At 74.7% G+C, this 17197-nt stretch carries 14 protein-coding genes; 8 read left to right on the forward strand and 6 right to left on the reverse strand.

Features of this window, described 5'->3' with window-relative positions:
• Positions 1-91: 91 nt before the first annotated feature.
• Positions 92-4801, forward strand: coding sequence for a HAMP domain-containing protein (locus AC2TEW_RS03570; protein WP_484621786.1), 4710 nt, complete (start codon positions 92-94; stop codon positions 4799-4801).
• A 62-nt stretch (positions 4802-4863) separates the two neighbouring features.
• Complete coding sequence (locus AC2TEW_RS03575) at positions 4864-7398, forward strand: SpoIIE family protein phosphatase (protein ID WP_484621787.1); 2535 nt, start codon at positions 4864-4866, stop codon at positions 7396-7398.
• Between the two features lie 96 nt (positions 7399-7494).
• Here the strand turns inward: AC2TEW_RS03575 and AC2TEW_RS03580 are convergent, their stop codons facing one another.
• Positions 7495-7572: a 50S ribosomal protein bL37 gene (locus tag AC2TEW_RS03580; protein ID WP_484622052.1), complete on the reverse strand. Its 78-nt coding sequence runs from the start codon at positions 7570-7572 to the stop codon at positions 7495-7497.
• Positions 7573-7666: 94 nt separating this feature from the next.
• Positions 7667-7996 carry a hypothetical protein gene (locus tag AC2TEW_RS03585; protein ID WP_484621788.1) on the reverse strand — a complete coding sequence of 110 codons (330 nt, stop codon included), beginning with the start codon at positions 7994-7996 and terminating at the stop codon, positions 7667-7669.
• A gap of 141 nt (positions 7997-8137) precedes the next feature.
• On the opposite strand from AC2TEW_RS03585, the gene AC2TEW_RS03590 reads away from it, so the two are divergent.
• Together AC2TEW_RS03590 and AC2TEW_RS03595 are read left to right on the forward strand one after the other, a co-directional pair.
• Positions 8138-8704 carry an isochorismatase family protein gene (locus AC2TEW_RS03590; protein ID WP_484621789.1) on the forward strand — a complete coding sequence of 189 codons (567 nt, stop codon included), beginning with the start codon at positions 8138-8140 and terminating at the stop codon, positions 8702-8704.
• Between the two features lie 49 nt (positions 8705-8753).
• Complete coding sequence (locus tag AC2TEW_RS03595) at positions 8754-9983, forward strand: GDSL-type esterase/lipase family protein (protein ID WP_484621790.1); 1230 nt, start codon at positions 8754-8756, stop codon at positions 9981-9983.
• 140 nt (positions 9984-10123) lie between these two features.
• On the opposite strand, the gene AC2TEW_RS03600 is transcribed toward AC2TEW_RS03595, so the two are convergent.
• Positions 10124-10711 (reverse strand): TetR/AcrR family transcriptional regulator, encoded by a 588-nt coding sequence (locus tag AC2TEW_RS03600; RefSeq protein ID WP_484621791.1) that lies wholly within the window; start codon positions 10709-10711, stop codon positions 10124-10126.
• Between the two features lie 72 nt (positions 10712-10783).
• Between AC2TEW_RS03600 and AC2TEW_RS03605 the strand changes: the two genes are divergently transcribed.
• Positions 10784-11614, forward strand: a complete 831-nt coding sequence (locus tag AC2TEW_RS03605; protein WP_484621792.1) for a class I SAM-dependent methyltransferase — start codon at positions 10784-10786, stop codon at positions 11612-11614.
• A 50-nt stretch (positions 11615-11664) separates the two neighbouring features.
• Here the strand turns inward: AC2TEW_RS03605 and AC2TEW_RS03610 are convergent, their stop codons facing one another.
• Positions 11665-13095, reverse strand: a complete 1431-nt coding sequence (locus AC2TEW_RS03610; protein ID WP_484621793.1) for an MFS transporter — start codon at positions 13093-13095, stop codon at positions 11665-11667.
• Positions 13096-13360: 265 nt separating this feature from the next.
• Here AC2TEW_RS03610 and AC2TEW_RS03615 point away from each other — a divergent pair, with 265 nt between their 5' ends.
• Entirely contained in the window at positions 13361-13939 is a 579-nt protein-coding gene (locus AC2TEW_RS03615) for a TetR/AcrR family transcriptional regulator (protein WP_484621794.1), read from the forward strand.
• A 27-nt stretch (positions 13940-13966) separates the two neighbouring features.
• Here the strand turns inward: AC2TEW_RS03615 and AC2TEW_RS03620 are convergent, their stop codons facing one another.
• On the reverse strand, positions 13967-14506 hold the full coding sequence (locus AC2TEW_RS03620; protein ID WP_484621795.1) for a MepB family protein: 540 nt from the start codon (positions 14504-14506) through the stop codon (positions 13967-13969).
• Between the two features lie 51 nt (positions 14507-14557).
• Here AC2TEW_RS03620 and AC2TEW_RS03625 point away from each other — a divergent pair, with 51 nt between their 5' ends.
• On the forward strand, positions 14558-14920 hold the full coding sequence (locus tag AC2TEW_RS03625) for a hypothetical protein (RefSeq protein WP_484621796.1): 363 nt from the start codon (positions 14558-14560) through the stop codon (positions 14918-14920).
• A 116-nt stretch (positions 14921-15036) separates the two neighbouring features.
• On the opposite strand, the gene AC2TEW_RS03630 is transcribed toward AC2TEW_RS03625, so the two are convergent.
• Entirely contained in the window at positions 15037-15489 is a 453-nt protein-coding gene (locus AC2TEW_RS03630) for an ATP-binding protein (protein WP_484621797.1), read from the reverse strand.
• Positions 15490-15909: 420 nt separating this feature from the next.
• On the opposite strand from AC2TEW_RS03630, the gene AC2TEW_RS03635 reads away from it, so the two are divergent.
• Positions 15910-17190 carry an SUMF1/EgtB/PvdO family nonheme iron enzyme gene (locus AC2TEW_RS03635; protein ID WP_484621798.1) on the forward strand — a complete coding sequence of 427 codons (1281 nt, stop codon included), beginning with the start codon at positions 15910-15912 and terminating at the stop codon, positions 17188-17190.
• Positions 17191-17197 lie beyond the last annotated feature (7 nt).

Below are 17197 nucleotides of genomic sequence, written 5' to 3' on the forward strand. Positions count from 1 at the left end.
CAAGTCCGCTCCTGCGACCGGCCCGGGTGCCGCAACGGCCGACGGACTTCCGGCCGAAGGAGTTCCGGCCGACGGAGCTCCGGCCGGTGGAGTGCCGACCGACGACGTGCCTGCCGGCGCGGCACCGGCCCCCGAGGTGCCCGCGCAAGGTGTCCCGGCCGACCGGCCGCCCACCGACTCAGCGCACCCCGGCGGGCCGCACCCCGACGGCCCGGACGCCGACGCGGTCGGCCACGCTGCGGCGCAGGTCGGCGAGCCCGAACTGCGGCTGCTGCTGGCCGGTCTGACCGCCGTACGGGACGGCGACTTCGGGACCACGCTCCCGGTCGAGGCCAACGGCCTGCTCGGCGAGATCGCCCTGGTGTTCAACGGCATGGTCGACCAGCTGTCGCTGTTCACCTCCGAGGTGACCCGGGTGGCCCGCGAGGTGGGCACCGAGGGTCAGTTGGGCGGGCAGGCCGAGGTGCCGGGGGTGTCGGGGACCTGGAAGGACCTGACCGACTCGGTCAACGCGATGGCGGGCAACCTCACCTCGCAGGTGCGGGACATCGCCCAGGTCGCCACGGCGGTGGCCAAGGGCGACCTCTCCCAGAAGATCGACGTGGCGGCGCGCGGCGAGATCCTGGAGCTGAAGAACACCGTCAACACCATGGTGGACCAGCTCGGTTCGTTCGCGGGCGAGGTGACGCGGGTCGCCCGCGAGGTCGGCAGCGAGGGGCGGCTCGGCGGCCAGGCTCAGGTCCCCGGCGTGGCCGGGACCTGGCGCGACCTGACCGACTCGGTCAACTTCATGGCCGGCAACCTGACCAACCAGGTCCGCAACATCGCCCAGGTGACCACGGCGGTGGCCAGGGGCGACCTGTCGCAGAAGATCACGGTCGATGCGCGCGGCGAGATCCTGGAGCTGAAGAACACCGTCAACACGATGGTGGACCAGCTCGGTTCGTTCGCGGGCGAGGTGACGCGGGTCGCCCGTGAGGTGGGGACCGAGGGCCGGCTCGGCGGGCAGGCCGACGTCAAGGGCGTCTCCGGGACTTGGCGGGACCTGACCGACTCGGTCAACTCGATGGCCGGCAACCTCACGGCGCAGGTCCGCTCGATCGCCCAGGTCGCCACCGCGGTCGCCGAGGGCGACCTGTCGCAGAAGATCAACGTGACCGCGCGCGGCGAGATCCTGGAACTCAAGGAGACCATCAACACGATGGTGGACCAGCTGAGTTCGTTCGCGGGCGAGGTGACGCGGGTCGCCCGTGAGGTGGGCACCGAGGGCCGCCTCGGCGGGCAGGCCGACGTCCGGGACGTCTCCGGGACCTGGCGCGACCTCACCGAGTCCGTGAACGTGATGGCGGACAACCTGACCGCCCAGGTCCGCTCGATCGCCGAGGTCACCACCGCGGTCGCCCGCGGCGACCTGTCGCAGAAGATCCGGGTGGACGCCCGCGGCGAGATCCTGGAGCTGAAGGAGACCATCAACACGATGGTCGACCAGCTGTCGGCGTTCGCGGACGAGGTGACCCGCGTCGCCCGCGAGGTCGGCACCGAGGGCAACCTCGGCGGCCAGGCGACCGTCCGCGGCGTCTCCGGCACCTGGAAGGACCTCACCGACAACGTCAACGTGATGGCCTCCAACCTGACCGGGCAGGTCCGCTCGATCGCGCAGGTGGCCACCGCCGTCGCCAAGGGCGACCTGTCGCAGAAGATCACCGTCGAGGCCAAGGGCGAGGTCGCCGCACTGGCGGGCGTCATCAACACCATGGTCGACACGCTCTCCGCGTTCGCCGACGAGGTGACCCGGGTCGCCCGCGAGGTCGGCACCGAGGGCACCCTCGGCGGGCAGGCCAGGGTCCCCAACGTCGCCGGGACCTGGAAGGACCTCACCGACAACGTCAACTTCATGGCCCACAACCTCACCAGCCAGGTCCGCAACATCGCCCAGGTGACCACCGCCGTCGCCAACGGCGACCTCACCCGCAAGATCGACGTCGACGCCCGCGGCGAGATCCTGGAACTCAAGACCACCATCAACACCATGGTCGACCAGCTGAGTTCGTTCGCCGCCGAGGTCACCCGGGTGGCCCGTGAGGTCGGCAGCGAAGGGAGGCTCGGCGGCCAGGCCGAGGTGGAGGGCGTCTCCGGCACCTGGAAGCGGCTCACCGAGAACGTCAACGAACTGGCCGGCAACCTCACCCGCCAGGTCCGTGCCATCGCCGAGGTGACCAGCGCCGTCGCCGCCGGCGACCTGACCCGCTCGATCACCGTCGACGCCTCCGGCGAGGTCGCCGACCTCAAGGACAACATCAACTTCATGGTGGAGTCCCTGCGCGAGACCACCCGCGCCAACGAGGAACAGGACTGGCTCAAGTCCAGCCTGGCCCGGATCTCCGGCCTGATGCAGGGCCAGCGCGACCTGGACGTGGTCGCCGAGCTGGTGATGGACGAGCTGACCCCGCTGGTGCACGCCCAGTACGGCGCGTTCTACCTCGCCGAGGAGTCCGGGGACACCACCCACCTCAACCTGATCGGCTCCTACGCCCGCCACGACGGGGCGGCCGTCCGGCGCTTCGGCCTCGGCCAGTCCTTCGTCGGGCAGGCGGCCCGCAGCCGTCGCACCATCGCCGTCGACGACCTGCCGCCCGGCTACGTGACGGTCTCCTCCGGCCTCGGCCGCACCGAGGCCGTCTCGCTGGTGGTCCTCCCGATCGTGGTGGAGGACCAGGTGCTCGGCGTGATCGAGCTGGCCACCGTCCGCACCTTCACCCAGGTCCACCGGGACTTCCTGGAACAGCTGATGGAGGTCGTCGGCGTCAACGTCAACACCATCGTCGCCAACGCCAGGACCGACGAACTGCTCGGCGAGTCCCAGCGGTTGACCGCCGAACTGCAGGCCCGATCGCGCGAACTGCAGGCCCGGCAGGAGGAACTCCAGGAGTCCAACGCCGAACTCGAGGACAAGGCCGAGCTGCTGGCCGCGCAGAACCGCGACATCGAGACCAAGAACCTGGAGATCGAGCAGGCCCGCCAGGAGCTCGAGGACCGCGCCCACCAGCTCTCGCTGGCCTCCAAGTACAAGTCCGAGTTCCTCGCCAACATGAGCCACGAGCTGCGCACCCCGCTCAACAGCCTGCTGATCCTCGCCCAGTTGCTCGCCCAGAACCCGGCCCGCAACCTGACCGCCAAGCAGGTCGAGTACGCCGGCATCATCCACTCCGCCGGCTCCGACCTGCTGCAGTTGATCAACGACATCCTGGACCTCTCCAAGGTCGAGGCCGGCAAGATGGACATCAGTCCCGAGCACGTGCCGCTGCGCCGCCTGCTGGACTACGTCGAGTCGACGTTCCGGCCGCTGACCGGCCAGAAGAGCCTGACCTTCGAGGTGACCCTGGCCCCCGACGTACCGGAGGGCCTGCTGACCGACGACTACCGGCTCCGGCAGGTGCTGCGCAACCTGCTCTCCAACGCCGTCAAGTTCACCGAACGCGGCGGCGTGGAGCTGCGGATCGGGCTGGTCGAGGAGCGGCAGGCGCCCGAGGCGGCGCGGCGCGGCGGCCCGGTGATCGCGTTCCGGGTCCACGACACCGGCATCGGCATCGCCCCGCAGCACCTGGAGACCGTGTTCGGCGCCTTCCAGCAGGCCGACGGCACCACCAGCCGCCGGTACGGCGGAACCGGCCTCGGACTGTCCATCAGCCGCGAGATCGCCTTCCTGCTCGGCGGGGTGATCACCGCCGAGAGCACGGTCGGCCAGGGCTCCACCTTCACCCTGTACCTGCCCGCCGACCGCGCCGACCGCGCCGACCGCGCCGACCGCGCCGACCGCGCCGACCTCGCCGGGCCCGGCGTCCCCGGCACCCGGACCGAGCCCGCGACCGTGAGCACCCCGGCCGGCGGCGAACGGCGCACCGCCCCCGCCGGACCCGCCGCCGCGCCGGTCCGGCCGCGCCGGCTGCTGGTCGTCGAGGACCGTCCCCGCGGCCTGCTCTCGCTGGTCGCCGAGAGCGCGCTGGCCGACCTCGCCGACCCGGGCGGCCACCCGCACGGCGGCGACACCCGCGGCCCGGTGGAACTGGTCACCGCCGTGGGCGCGCAGGAGGCGGCCGCCGCACTGGCCACCACCCCCTGCCACTGCGTGGTCCTCGAACTCGACCTGCCCGACGGGGCCGCCGAACGCTTCCTCGGCGAGATGCACCGCGACCCGGCCCTGCGCGGCGTCCCGGTCCTCGCCCACCACGGCCGCCGCCTCGGCGCCGAGGAGGAGCAGGCCCTGCACGACCGGGCGGCCGGCCGCCCGCTGGAACTCATCGCGAGCCTCGACGAACTGCGCGAACGGATCGCCCTGCACCTGAGCGCCGAACGGCCCGGCGACGTACTGCCCCCGGTCCGCGCCGAGACCGCGGACCAGCCGCCCGCCGACGACCTCGACACCGCCTTCGCAGGCCGGACCGTCCTGGTGGTCGACGACGACGACCGCAACCTCTACGCCATCACCGGCATCCTCGAACTCCACGGCATGCGCGTGCTGCAGGCCGAGAACGGCCGCGCCGCGATCGACACCCTCGCCGCCCACCCCGGCATCGACGTCATCCTGATGGACGTGATGATGCCCGAGATGGACGGGTACACGGCCACCGCGGCGATCCGCGCGATGCCCGAACACGCCGACCTGCCGATCATCGCCGTCACCGCCAAGGCGATGGTCGGCGACCGCGAGAAGAGCCTCGCCGCCGGTGCCAGCGACTACGTCACCAAGCCGGTGGACGCGCACGACCTGATGGCCCGGATCAAGAGCCGGCTGACCGTCTGACCCGCGTCCGCCCGGCCGTTCGGCGCCCGACCGGTGCCCCGACACCCGAGGAGCAACCCGTCGTGCACGACCCCCACCAGCGCGGACCCGGCCCCGGACCCGCCGGCCCCCGCCCCGACGCGGACAGCCCCGGCGAGCCCACCCCCGCCACGGTCACCCCCGCCACGGTCACCGCCGCCGTCCCCGACCCGGCGCACGGCGTCGCCGTCCTCGCCCGGGACCCGGAGGCCGATCCGCCCGCCGACGGCCTGACCCCCTGGGACCCCCGGGCGGTCGGCCGGCTCGCCAGCACCGTGGAACGGCTGCGCGACGAACTGGAACGGGCCCAGGCCGGGACCGAAGGCCGCGCCCTGGTCGAGATGGCCATGGGCATCCTGATCGAACGGCTCAGCTGCAGCCCGACCCAGGCGGCCGGACAGCTCGACACCCTCGCCGAACAGGCCGGGCTCTCCGTGCTGGAACTGGCGGCCGACCTGGTCAACCGGCGGTCCGCCGACCGGATCGCCGCCGCCGCCCGCGAGTTCGTCACCAAGGCCACCGCCCCGGACGCCCCCTCGGTCGGGCTGCGGCTGCGCGCCGCCGAGGCCGGCGCCCTCGCCGGGGCCGACGCCGAGGCGGTCGCCGCCTCGATGCTGGAGCACGCCCTGCGGCCGCTCGGCGCGGAGGCGGTCGCGATCTGGGCCGCCCACCCCGACCAGTCGCTCTCGCTGGCCGGCAGCGCCGGCTTCGACGCGGGCGAGCCGGCCCGCTGGCGCTACGTACCGCCCGGCGTGCCGACCCCCGCGCGCCAGGCGCTCGACCGCCGGCACACCGCCGACTACCCGTCACTGGCCGACGCCGGCCTGCCGTCCATCGGCCACCACCAGCTCTCCGGCGGACGCGTCGCCCTCCCCGTCGGCTCGGCCGGCCGGATCATCGGGGCCCTGGAGATCTGCTGGAGCGGCGAACTGCCGCCGCACAGCCGGCCCGAACGCCGCCAGATCGAGGCGCTGGCCGAACTGTGTGCCACCGCCCTCGAACCACAGCCCGCCACCGGGCCCGGACATCCCGCCGGCGAGGGCGCCGACCAGCAGCTCACCGAACTGCTCCAACTCGCCGACGGCCTCCACGACCCCTGCCTCGTCCTGGAACCCCTGACCGGCACGCCCGACCTGCCCCTGCGCTTCCTGATCCGGCACGTCAACCCCGGCTTCGTCGACTTCGCCGGCCGCCGGCCCGGCGCGGTGGTCGGCACCCGGCTGCTGGACGCCTACCCGCTGGCCGCCGAACCCGGCGGACTCTTCGAGAAGGTCGAGCACGTCTTCGCGACCGGCGAGCCGTTCCGCGCCGAGAGCATGCGGCTGGTGGCCCTGGTCGACGGCGTCCCGCTGACCACCGAGGCGCGGGTCAGCATCAGCCGCCACGGCCGGCACCTGGCCGTCGTCTGGCGCCTCGACGACGGCACCCCGCGGGTCGCCCGGCTGCTCCAGCACGCCCAGCGCCTGGGCCGGATCGGGGGCTTCGAGGAGAACCTGACCACCGGCCAGATCGCCTGGAACGAACCGCTGTTCGAGCTGCACGGCCTGCCGCCCACCGCCCGCCCGATCGCACTGCACCAACTGCCCGAGCACGCGCACCCCGACGACGCCCACGCCATCGGGCGCTTCCTGCGCACCGTGCTGCACCACCGGCGCGCCGCCTCCACCGCGTTCCGGCTCCAGCGCGCCGACGGTGTCGCCCGCTACATCCGGGTGGTCGCCGAACCCGTCCTCGACGAGCAGTCCCGCCTGGCCGGCGTGCGCGGCGCCTATCAGGACATCTCCGCCCAGCACTGGACCGAGGTTGCGCTCGCCGCCACCCGCGACCAACTCGCCCACACCGAGGCCCAGGCCGCCGAGCGCAGCCGGCTCGCCCTCCAGCTCCAGCACGCCATCATGCCGCCCAGCCGCGGCCCGCTGACCCTGCACGACCTGCGGGTCGCCGTCCGCTACCGCCCGGCCGAGAAGGACCACCTGGTCGGCGGCGACTGGTACGACGCACTGGCCCTGCCCAGCGGCCAGATCCTGCTCTGCGTCGGCGACGTGGCCGGCCACGGGATCGACGCCGCCACCGGCATGGTCGCGCTCCGCAACGCCCTGCGCGGCCTCGCCGCCACCGGCGCCGGACCCGCCCAGCTGCTGGCCTGGCTCAACAGCGTCACCCACCACCTGACCGACAACGTCACCGCCACCGCCGTCTGCGGCGTCTACGACCCCGCCACCCGCCGGCTGCGCTGGGCCCGGGCCGGCCACCTGCCACCGGTCCTGCTCCGCGACGGACAGGCCGGCACCCTGCCCGACGTCGGCGGCATCCTGCTCGGCGCGATCGACCAGGCCGACTACGAGGAGGGCGAACTCCAGCTCCAGCCGGGCGACACCCTGATGATGTACACCGACGGCCTGATCGAACGGCGCGACCGGTCCCTGCAGTCCTCCCTGCAGAGCCTGCTGGCCACCGCCCAGGCCCCGCCGCCGTCCGACGACCCCGCCGAACTCGACCACCGCCTGGACCACCTGCTCCGCTACAGCAGCGCCGACACCGACGACGACACCTGCCTGATCGGCGTCAGGATCGGCTGACCCGCGACGCCCCGGCGGGGCATACCGCACAGCGCGGACCCGCCGGGGCAGCGGCGCTGCGACGGCGGGTCCGGGTGGTCGGGCGGGTGGGGGCGGTCAGCACTGGGGCCGACGGCCGTGGTTGGCCTTGCGCCTCGCGCGTGCCTTCTTCTTGCGGCGCCGCTTCGACGACATCGCAGCTCCTCTCGCAGCGGACGGTCCTGGCACCCCCTTCCTCCCACGGTGGCACACCGGGGCCGGGGCGGCGCGGCGTCCGCGGGCCGGGGGATCAGCTGTACCAGGAGGCCTCGGTCGGCCGCGCGGTACGGGGCACCGGCCGCAACGGCATCGGCGACTGCCGGTCACCGTCGATCAGGACGCAGACCGGGTCCCCGCGCATGACCCCGGGCAGCTCCAGCCGGACGTCGATGCCGACGGGCGGATCGGTCGGCAGCACCGTGGTGAGCGTCCGGGCCCCGGCGTGGTGGCCGTGGAGCCGCTCGAACGCCACCGGCTTCCCGTTCACCAGCAGCTCCAGCTCCCGTACGGTGCCCAGGTGCACCACCGCCGTCACCGAACAGCCGGCGTGCTCGCGGTGGAACTGGTAGTCGCGGCCCATCAACGCCTCCCGTCACCGGCCCCCGGGCTCCATGGTGACACCGCGCTGCGCCGACGGCCGTCCGTGGGCCGATCCCGGCCCGCTGCGGGGGCCCGGGACATAGCATCGTCGGGACAGCGGTCCACACACTCCGGGGGAACCATGACCACGCTGGCCGACCGACCCAACGCCGCCGTGCTCGTCATCGACGTGCAGAACGGCGTGGTGGCCCACGCCCACCGCCGCGACACCGTGATCGCCAACATCGCGGCCCTGGTCGAGCGGGCCCGCACCGCCGGGGTCGACGTGGTCTGGGTCCAGCACAACGACGACGAGCTCCGCGCCGGCACCGAGAGCTGGCAGTACGTGGCCGAGCTGGTCCGGCAGGAGCCCGAGGCGCTGGTGCAGAAGGCCTACGGCGACTCCTTCGAGGACACCGACCTGGAGGCGGTGCTCGCCGCCCGCGGCATCGGCCACCTCTACGTCGCGGGTGCCCAGACCGACGCCTGCATCCGCTCGACCCTGCACGGCGCGATCACCCGCGGCTACGACGCGACCCTGGTCGGCGACGCCCACACCACCGAGGACCTGTCGGCGTACGGCGCACCGGCGCCCGAGCAGGTCATCGCCCACACCAACCTGTACTGGCAGCACCACACCGCCCCCGGCCGCACGGGCGGCACGGTCGCCACCGCGGACGTCGACTTCGGCCCGCGCGCCGCGGCCTGAGGCCGGAAAGCGGTTGCGGAACCCCCGGCCGGGTCGGCAGGGTGCGGGGATGGACACCCGACCCGACGACGGCGCCGCCGCGGCCCCTGCGGCACCCCGGACCGCCCCGCAGCCGGGCGCCCTCACCGAGACGCCCATCACCGCGGCCCTGCTGCGCGGCGCCCTCGACCTGGAGCGCACCGAGCACGGCCTGCTGCCGCACCGGCTGCCCGCCCGGGCCCGCGCCCAGTGCGCCGACGCGCAGCTGGCGATGGCCGCGGCCCAGCCCTCGGGGGTCCGGCTGGTCCTCGCCACCCGGGCGACCGTCGTCGAACTGGACGTGCTGCCCACCAAACTGGCCTACCCGGGCGTCCCGCCCCGGCCCGACGGCGTGTACGACCTGGTGGTCGACGGCCGCCGGGCCGGCCGGGCCACCGCGGCCGGCGGCAAGGTCATGACCGTCGACCTGGCCACCGGCGCGACGGTGGTCCGGCCCGGGCCGGTCGCCACCGTCCGGTTCGCCGGGCTGCCCGCGGACGACAAGCGGGTGGAGATCTGGCTCCCGCACCGGGAGGTCACCGAGCTGGTCGCGCTGCGCACCGACGCCCCCGTCGACCCCGCGCCGGACCTGGGCCGCCGGGTGTGGCTGCACCACGGCAGCTCGATCAGCCACGGCTCGGACGCCGACAGCCCCACCACCACCTGGCCGGCGCTGGCCGCCGCCGGCGGCGGCGTGGAACCCGTCAATCTGGGGCTGGGCGGCAGCGCCCTGCTCGACCCGTTCACCGCACGGGCGATCCGGGACACGCCCGCGGACCTGATCAGCGTCAAGATCGGCATCAACCTGGTCAACACCGACCTGATGCGGCTGCGCGCCTTCGTCCCGGCCGTCCACGGCTTCCTCGACACCATCCGCGACGGCCACCCGGACACCCCGCTGCTGGTGGTCTCCCCGATCCTGTGCCCGATCCACGAGGACACCCCCGGCCCGTGCGCGCCGGACTTCAGCGACGGGAAGCTGCGGTTCCGGGCCGTCGGCGACCCGGCGGAGCGGGCGGCCGGCAAGCTGACGCTCACCGTGATCCGGGAGGAGCTGGCCCGGCTCACTGCAGCCCGCGCGGCCGACGACCCCCACCTGCACCACCTGGACGGCCGGGAGCTCTACGGCGAGGCGGACCACGCCGAGCTGCCGCTGCCCGACGCGCTCCACCCGGACGCCGCCACCCACCGCCGCATCGGCGAGCGGTTCGCCGCGCTCGCCTTCGGCCCCGGCCGCCCGTTCGGCGCCGCCGGGGCCTGAGCCCGCGGCCGTAGGGCGCATGTGCAGAGTCGCGCCGGATGAGGCCGCGGCGTCGGGCGCCCGACCGGGCAGGCGTCCGGATCACCCTCGCGGACCCGCCGGGACCTGGCAGCCGCCCCCGCAGGTGCAGCCGGGCGCCGCTACGGCAGCGCCCCGGCGAGGACGGCGGCCACCGACCGGTGGACGGCCGACGGGTCCGGCGGGGCGCCGGTCCGGTCGGCGAACAGCAGGTGGCCGGCGCCGACCAGGGCCGGGGCGAGGGTGCCGGGGTCGGCGGCGGCCGCGATACGGCCCAGGCCGCGCTCCGCGGCGAGGTAGCCCTCGATCACCGCCGCGGCGTCGGTCAGCAGCGGGACGCCGGTCGGACTGGTCGCGCGCAGGCGCCCGCGCAGGCCGTCCCGGGAGGTGACCAGGCTGATGATCGCGACGGCGACCGGCCCGAACAGGTCCGTCAGCGCTCCGGAGAGGTTGCCGGCGACGGTGCCGGTCCCCGCCGCCCGGTCGAGGTCGGCGGCCAGGGCGCGGAACCGGGCGGTTCGGTCCACGACCAGCTCCGCCAGGAAAGCGTCGAAGTCGGCGAAGTGCCGGTGCAGGACACCCTTGGCGCAGCCGGCCTCGGTGGTGACCGCGCGGCTGGTCAGCGCGCTCGGGCCGTCCCGGAGCAGGACGCGCTCGGCTGCGTCGAAGAGCTGGTCGCGGGCGTCGCGGATGGCCACCCCGGTAGGCATCGTGTGCTCCGGCATCTCTGGGTCGGGCCCGCCCCGTTGACGAGTGGGCATGTGCCCACTATGAATGGGCACATGCCCACCTTACCGCCGGCGACCACGCCGGACCCCGGGAACGAACCGCACCGACACACTCTGGCCGCCCGGTCGTTCGGCGGCGACGCCGAACGCTACGACCGGGCCAGGCCCCGCTACCCCGATGCCCTGGTGGCGCGGATCGCCGCCACCGGCCCGGGAGCCGCCCGCCCCGAGGTCGTCGACGTCGGCTGCGGTACCGGAATCGCCGCCAGGCAGTTCCGGGCGGCCGGCTGCCGGGTGCTCGGCGTGGAACCTGACGAGCGGATGGCCGCCGTGGCGCGGCGGCTCGGCCTGCGGGTCGAGGTGGCGGCGTTCGAGGACTGGGAGGCGGCCGGGCGCGAGTTCGACGCGGTCGTCGCGGCCCAGGCGTGGCACTGGGTCGACCCGGTCGCGGGGGCGGCCAAGGCCGCCCGGATCCTGCGGCCCGGCGGCCGGCTGGCGGCCTTCTGGAACGCCTTCCAGCTCCCGCCCGACCTGGCCGAGGCCGTCGCCGGAGCCTGCCGGCGGGCCGTGCCCGACGCGCCGTTCGACTTCCGCGCGTCGGCGGTGGAGGGCTACCAGGGCCTGGTCGGCCGGGCCGTCGAGGGGATCCGGACGGCGGGCGGCTTCGACGATCCGGAGCAGTGGCGCACGGACTGGGAGTGGCGGTACACCCGGGAGGCCTGGCTCGACCAGATGCCCACGCAGGGCGCGTTCACCCGCCTCCCGCCGGACCGGCTGGCGCAGGTGCTGGACGAGGTCGGCGCGGCCGTCGACGCCCTGGGCGGCAGCTTCACCGTGCGGTACTCGACGGTGACGGTCACCGCGGTGCGCTCGGCCGCGGGGTGAACGCGCCGCGGGCCGGTCCCGGCGTCGCGCCGGGAGCGGCCCACGGGTGTTCAGCTCCGTACGGCCTGCGGCCGGGCCGCCGCGGCCTCCCCGGCCGTCGCCGTCGCCGGCGCGGGCCGGCGGGCCGGGACCAGCAGGGCGGCGAGCGCCGCCGCCAGGCAGAACGCCGCGAGCAGGGCGAAGCCGTGGGTGTAGCCCGACTCGTACGGGCGGCCGGAGGGCTGGAGGTGGCCGGTGACCAGGCCGGTCATCAGGGCCGCGCCGATCGAGCCGCCGATGGTGCGGATGTTGGCGTTCATGCCGGTGGCCGCGCCGGTCTGGGCCGCGGGCACGCTGTGGACGATGAGGTTGCTCATCGAGGCGAAGGCCAGGCCGATGCCGAGGCCGAAGACGCCGGCGGCCAGCGCCACCTGCCACTGCTGTCCGTGCCAGCCCGCGAGGATCGCGCAGGCGGCGGCGCCGAGCACGGCGCCCGTGGTGAGCTGGGCCTTGGCCGGGAACCGCCCGGCCAGCCGGCCGCTGAGCACCCCGGAGACGAACATGGCGACCAGCATCGGCAGCATCAGCAGCCCCGCGCCGGTGACGCTCGCACCGAAGCCGTAGCCCGCCGAGGAGGGGGTCTGGGCGAAGCCGGGGAGGAACGCCCAGACCGCGTACATGCCCCCGCCGAAGAGCAGTCCGGCGGCGTTGGTCGTCCAGACGGCCGGCAGCCGCATGATGCGCAGGTCGATCAGCGGGTTGCGGGACCTGGCCTCGGCCAGCACCCAGGCGGCGAACAGGACCACGGCCGCCGCCAGCAGCACCAGCACGGTGGGGGAGCCCCAGCCCCACTTGGAGGCCTGGCTGATGGGCAGCAGCAGGGCCACCAGCCAGCCGGACAGCAGCACCGACGCGAGCCAGTTGACGCTGCCGGAGGTCCGGGTCGGCGACTCGGGGATGTAGCGGTGGGCGATCACCGCGGTGGCGGCGACCACGATCACCGGGAACCAGAACAGCCAGCGGTAGTCCAGGGCGCCGACGATCGGCCCGGCCAGCACCATGCCGAGGCCGCTGCCCACCGCGATCACGGCGGACAGGTTGCTGATGCTGGTGGACACCCGGGCGGCGGGGAACTCGTCGCGGATGATGCCGAACGAGAGCGGGAACAGCGCCCCCGCGATGCCCTGGACGACCCGGGCGACGATCAGCACCGTGATGTTGGGCGCGAGCGCGGCGACGAGACAGCCGACCAGCAGGGCGACCAGTGAGGCGACCATCGTGCGCTTCTTGCCGACCAGGTCGCCGACGCGCCCCAGGATCGGGGTGAAGATCGAGGCGGAGAGCAGATAGGCCGTCATCACCCAGGTGACGGTGGACTGCGAGGTGTGCATCGCATGCTGGACGGTCGGCAGGGCGGGCGTGATCAGCGACTGGAGCAGCGCATAGACACCCGCACCGGTCGCCAGCACCCCGAAGGTGAGGCGGTTGGAGTGGCGGTTCATCGAACCTTCTCGGGACATGGGACGGCAGTGGCCGGCCGATGGGCGGGCGGGAGTGGGCCGGGCCCGGACGTGCGGGGGCGGACCGGCCGCGGGCAGCAGCGGGCGGGCGGTCCGCGGGCCGGTGCCGGCCCGGCGGTGTACAGAGAGGGGCCCGGCCGGACGGCGGCAGGGCGAGGTCGGGGCCTCAGTGGTAAAGTCGAGGCATGCCTCCAGATTAGCGGAGGTACCCCTCCGGTTCAACCCGGGTGTCCGAGATGAGGTCCGCGTGACGGAACAGGTCGTCGTCCACGAGTTCCTCGCCGCCCAGCGCCCGCGCCGCGCCGACGCCGCGCGCAACTACGACGCGCTGCTCGCCGCCGCCCGCGACGCCTTCGCCGAACACGGCGCCGACGCCTCCCTGGAGGACATCGCCCGCCGCGCCGGCGTCGGCATCGGCACCCTGTACCGCAACTTCCCCACCCGCCGGCACCTCTTCGAAACCGTCTACGCCAACGAGGTCAACGACCTCGGCGTGGTCGCCGCCGAACTCGCCGGCGAGCCGCCGTGGGAGGCACTGGCTGCCTGGCTGCGCCGCTTCGTCTCCTACGCCCTCACCAAGCGCGCCATCCGCGAAGCCCTCGCGGGCGAGGAGACCGACGTCTTCCTGGCCTGCCGCCAGTCCATGTACGACGCCGGTACGCCCCTGCTGACCCGCGCCCAGGAGGCCGGCGAGGTACGCCGGGACATGGACATCGACGACCTGCTGCGCCTGGTCTCCGGCGTCGGCACGGTCGCCTTCCCCGACGACGGACAGCGCGACCGGGTGCTCGGCATCGCCCTCGACGGCATCCGCACCCGGCGCTGAGCGCGGGCCCGCCGCGCCCGGCGCGGGTCAGCCCCGCGCGCGGTACAGCGCCCGCGCCCGGACCAGGTCGACGGGGCCGCCGTCGGGCACCGGCAGGAAGAACTCCAGCTGCCAGGCCTGGGCCGCGCGGGCCTGGCGGTTCGTGGTGGTGACCCACGGCGGATAGACCCGGAACGCCCGCTTCCCGCCCACCCCGTCCCGGGACAGGACGCCCCGCTCGCCCAGCGCCGCGCACGGTAGGACGAACTGCCCGAGATGCCCGCCGTCCCGCGAACTGATCACCACCAGGTCGAGGTCGTCGGCGGTGTCGAAGGGCCGGATCGGGCCGCGCGGATCGGGCCGCTTCCACACTGTGACGAACTGGCCCGCCTTGGCCGGAGTGGTCCGCGCCGCCCGGAACCGCACCGGGCGCCCGTCCAGCCGGAACCCGTACGCCGCGTACGGCGCGCTCTCCGCCTCCGCCACCGGCGGGGAACACCCCAGCCCGGCCGGGTCGAAGACCCGGGCCTTCGCCGCCAGCAGGTCCGGGTGCAGATCGCCGGACCAGGTCCGGGGCTCGTTCGACATGCCGCCATCCTGGCAGGCCGCACCGACGGCGCACGGGTGGATACTGGGCGGATGCGCAGGGCCTACGTCCACGAGGCGGTGGTGGTACTGGCGGCGGGAGGCGACGTCCGCGCCCTCGGGGCCGCCGTCACCGTCGCGCTGTGCGGGCACTGGGACCACGAGCCGCCGTGCCCGCTGGCCCCCCACCACACCGCCGTCGAGCCGTCCTCGGACGCCCGGCTGCGGCTGCGGGTGCTCTTCGCGGCCGAACCGGCCGCCGAGGCGGAGGTCCGCGAGCGGATCGAGGCGGCACTGCGCGGTGGAGCACTGGTGGGCCCGGACGGCGTCACCACCCGCTGGCGGCCCGCCGGCTCCCGGCCCGGCACGATCCGCCCGGACGAGGCCGGGCACGCCGAACGGCTGGTACGGAGCTGAGCGGCTGGTACGGAGCTGAGCGGTGGCACCGGCCGGTACCGCCCCCGCGGACGGCATCCCTGACGGAACGCCACCTCGCCGTCTCCGTCGCGACCGTGCCCGCCCGGCCCCGGGCCTCACCCGCGCTCCTCCCGGTGGCCGGGATCCACCGCCTCCGGGCCGGCCGCGGGGACGGTACGCCGCAGCGTCACGACGGTGCCCCCGCCGGGCGGGAAGGCATGGTCGACGCTGTCCATGTAGTGGCGCATCAGCAGCAGCCCCCGGCCGCCCGGGAGCAGCAGCCGCTCGGGCGCGCGGGGATCAGGACAGGCGGCCGGGTCGAAGCCCGGGCCGTCGTCGGTGACCGTCGCCGTGATCCGGCCGGCCGCGACCTCGAGGTCCAGCAGGACGGGACGTCCGGCGCCGTCGGGGGTGCGGCCGTGCCGCAGGGCGTTGGCGACCGCCTCCAGGATCGCCACCAGCACCTGGTTGCAGACCTCGGGCCCGGCACCGACGGCGGCCAGCTCGGTGCAGACCGCCTGTTCGACGGCGGGCAGATCGGGCGACTCCCGGTCGATCGCGAGCCTCACGGGCCACCGCGCCCGGGGCATCGGCGACCGCGCTCGGGCGGGCGCGGGGTCCGGGGGTGGCTGCGGGGCACGGCGCTCTCCCGTCGACGGCGGGCCCGCGTTCGCCTCCAGCGGGACAGCACACATGGTGGTCCACGCCTGTCGCCCGCCACCGCGGACGACACCCCGGCGACACGAACGAGTGAACGGCCCGCACCCGCGGACGCGGCCGGGGGGAACGGGCGGCGGAACGGGCGGCGGAACGGGAGGGCCGTCACACGGGCGAACATTTCCCCACCCTCCGCGGTGCTTCGACCGCGGAGCGTGGTCCTGTCCTAGCGTGGGACCGCTCGCGGCCGGGACCGGCCGCCGAGTCCCTCCGCACCGCAGCGCCCGGCGCCCGATCCGGCGGAGGTCCGCCGTGGCCGAAAGGGAACGACCATGCAGGTAGCCGTCAGCCGCACCCGACTCGGCAGGGCCGCCCTGGCCGCCTGCGGGGTCTCGGTGCTGCTCGCCCCGTCCGCGGGCGCCGCGGCCTCGGAGCCCGGTGGGGCCGGGGGAGTACGGGGCGAGGTGGTGACCGTGACGACCGTGAAGGTCGGCGCCCCGGGGAACCCGGCGGTCGCCGTCGTCCCGTTCACCGACGCGATCTACCGGACCTGCGCCGACGCGCCGCCGGACTCGTCCGGGTGCCTGATGGTCGGCGGCGTCCGAGACCCGTACGAGATCGGGCAGTTCGAGGTCACCGTCGGACAGTGGGTGGCGTTCCTGAACACGGCGGACCGCCGGGGACGGGACCCGCACGGCCTGTACGACCGGAGCGAGAGCTCCTCGGCGTGGCCCAAGTACGGCCCGATCGAGTTCTCCGCCGCGGCGGCCGACGGCCACCACTACAGCGTGGCGTTCCCCGAGTGGGCGGACAAGCCGTACGGCTTCGCCGACTTCCTCAAGGCGGCCCGCTTCGTGAACTCGCTCCACAACGGCCGGCTGGTCTCCGAGCAGTCCGGCGTCCGGGACGGCCACGACTACGTCAGCTACCAGGTCGAGCTCTCGCCGCAGACCGAGCGCGGCATGTACGACCTCGCCCGCCCGGACGCCACCCGCGCGCAGGACTCCGGCTTCGTCGTCCCGAGCCAGGACGAGTGGATCAAGGCGGCCTACTACGACCCGAGCGGCGGCGGCACCTACTCCTACTGGAAGTACCCCACCAACCCCGGCGTCTTCGGGGACGGCGACGCCACCGCACCCGCGCCCACCGTCCTCGACCCCGCCACCGGCGACGTCACCAACGCGGCCACCCAGCCGCTGGCCTCGTACCACGCGAGCAACCTGCCCGCGCCGAGCTGGTGCCCGGGCCAGGTGCAGCCCGTCCCCTGCGCGACCGTCAACCCGTTCGGGCTCGACCCCATCGCGTACCGGACCCTCTACCAGGGCAGCCTCAGCACCGTCGGCCAGGCCAGGACCACCTCGCCCTGGGGCACCCTCGACCAGGGCGGCAACGCGGTCGAGTGGACCGACACCATCACCCCGCCCCCGGCCGGCGGGGACTCCGCGCGGGTCTGGCGCCGGGAGCACGGCGGGGTGTCCAACGCCCCGGCGTACCAGATGTGGCCCTCCGCGGTGGGTCTCCAGCCGCAGGACAACGCCTTCTTCAGCCACACCTACCCGTGGCTCGGCTTCCGCGTCGGGGTGATCGGCGACCTCGGGCCCTGCTCCCCCTGAGCCGACG

It is taken from the genome of Kitasatospora sp. NEAU-CNBT7 (assembly GCF_057220535.1).

Coding starts and splice junctions, on each gene's coding strand:
- AC2TEW_RS03580 (WP_484622052.1), bottom strand. CDS start 7,572: ATGTCGTCGAAGCGGCGCCGCAAGAAGAAGGCACGCGCGAGGCGCAAG.
- AC2TEW_RS03585 (WP_484621788.1), bottom strand. CDS start 7,996: ATGGGCCGCGACTACCAGTTCCACCGCGAGCACGCCGGCTGTTCGGTG.
- AC2TEW_RS03590 (WP_484621789.1), top strand. CDS start 8,138: ATGACCACGCTGGCCGACCGACCCAACGCCGCCGTGCTCGTCATCGAC.
- AC2TEW_RS03595 (WP_484621790.1), top strand. CDS start 8,754: ATGGACACCCGACCCGACGACGGCGCCGCCGCGGCCCCTGCGGCACCC.
- AC2TEW_RS03600 (WP_484621791.1), bottom strand. CDS start 10,711: ATGCCTACCGGGGTGGCCATCCGCGACGCCCGCGACCAGCTCTTCGAC.
- AC2TEW_RS03605 (WP_484621792.1), top strand. CDS start 10,784: ATGCCCACCTTACCGCCGGCGACCACGCCGGACCCCGGGAACGAACCG.
- AC2TEW_RS03610 (WP_484621793.1), bottom strand. CDS start 13,095: ATGAACCGCCACTCCAACCGCCTCACCTTCGGGGTGCTGGCGACCGGT.
- AC2TEW_RS03620 (WP_484621795.1), bottom strand. CDS start 14,506: ATGTCGAACGAGCCCCGGACCTGGTCCGGCGATCTGCACCCGGACCTG.
- AC2TEW_RS03625 (WP_484621796.1), top strand. CDS start 14,558: ATGCGCAGGGCCTACGTCCACGAGGCGGTGGTGGTACTGGCGGCGGGA.
- AC2TEW_RS03635 (WP_484621798.1), top strand. CDS start 15,910: ATGCAGGTAGCCGTCAGCCGCACCCGACTCGGCAGGGCCGCCCTGGCC.